At 37.7% G+C, this 1,182-nt stretch carries 1 protein-coding gene and 1 pseudogene; both read right to left on the bottom strand.

The features are described from left to right. Window positions 1-143: 143 nt before the first annotated feature. Complete coding sequence (locus F6K13_RS34105) at window positions 144-275, bottom strand: hypothetical protein (RefSeq protein WP_275670344.1); 132 nt, start codon at window positions 273-275, stop codon at window positions 144-146. Window positions 276-413: 138 nt separating this feature from the next. Continuing rightward, a pseudogene (locus tag F6K13_RS34100) lies at window positions 414-1,136 on the bottom strand ((Fe-S)-binding protein); the annotation flags it as partial. Between the last annotated feature and the right edge of the window lie 46 nt (window positions 1,137-1,182).

The following is a 1,182-nucleotide window of genomic DNA, read 5'->3' as shown; positions in this document are numbered from 1 at the left end:
ATGCATGATAACTGGATTTGGTATTTAGGGCTTGCTGATTAAATATCAAAGCATTGACATATAGAGACAAGTGCCTTTTTAGGTCTTTAAAAAGTATAAGGTTTTCGTTGTAGGCAGCTCAAAAAGTTAGGATTTTGGACTGACTATGGCAGAAAAATCAAGGGATAATTCTTACTACTGCCTCCTCGCTCCCGACCCTTTTCTCCTGTCTCCTGACTCCTACCAAAAGACTTTCCATAAGCAAACCCTAAATACCAAATCCAGTTATCATGCATGACCTTTTTCGCCAATGAGATATGAAATACGCTGGCTTCGGAGTGATATATATGATGACTCAATCACGGCAGCTATGATTTTCTTCTAAAATTCTGTCTACTGTCTCCTGTCTCCTGTCTCCTGACTCCTTCTTCTTCTTATAGCTTAACTCCTCGAATTGAATAATCTAATAACTCTATTGGATGCATTAAAATCATTTTCTTTCCTTGCAATTCTAAATGCTTTTTAATCTGCAAAGAACATCCAGGATTAGCAGAAGCAATTAATTCTGCACCTGTATTCAACAAATTTTCTACTTTTTGTTGCCCCAACTCATCAGCTATTTCCGGTTGCAACATATTATAAACTCCAGCACTACCACAACACAAAGAAGCATCTATTGGTTCGCGCAACTTCACTCCGGGAATTTTTTGTAATAGTTGTCTGGGTTGCAAACTAATTTTTTGACCGTGTAATAAATGACAAGCATCTTGATAAACTATAGTCAATTCTTCCTCTTCAGTTAAAGGAGAAAGTTTAGCTGTTAATTCTACATTTGCTAAAAATTCTTGCACGTCTTTAACATTACTAGAAAACTCTTTTGCTTTGTCAGAATATTCTGAATCATCTTGGAGAATATTGCCGTATTCTTTCAGAGTATGACCGCAACCCGCAGCATTAATAATAATGGCATCAACGCCAGTATTAGCAAAACTATCTATCATTTGTTTTGCCAAAGTATGAGCTTGTTTTGTTTGCCCTTGATGTTCTGGCAAAGCAGCACAACAACCTTGACTTTTAGGAATCACAACTTCGCAACCATTAGCAGTTAAAACTCTAATTGTTGCCTCATTAACTGGTGAGAAAAATATTCTTTGTACATCGGTGTTGGGGCGATAGCGTCAGATCCGCATCTGGCGCGCCTGG

It is taken from the genome of Okeania sp. SIO2B9, from assembly GCF_010672505.1.
Taxonomy (GTDB): domain Bacteria; phylum Cyanobacteriota; class Cyanobacteriia; order Cyanobacteriales; family Microcoleaceae; genus Okeania; species Okeania hirsuta.
Note: the sequence above shows the minus strand (reverse complement) of the source record. Positions and strands in the feature narration are given on the sequence as shown.

Bases quoted from the DNA above. Each gene is read 5' to 3' on its own strand.
- F6K13_RS34105 (WP_275670344.1), bottom strand. From the start codon at position 275: ATGCATGATAACTGGATTTGGTATTTAGGGTTTGCTTATGGAAAGTCT.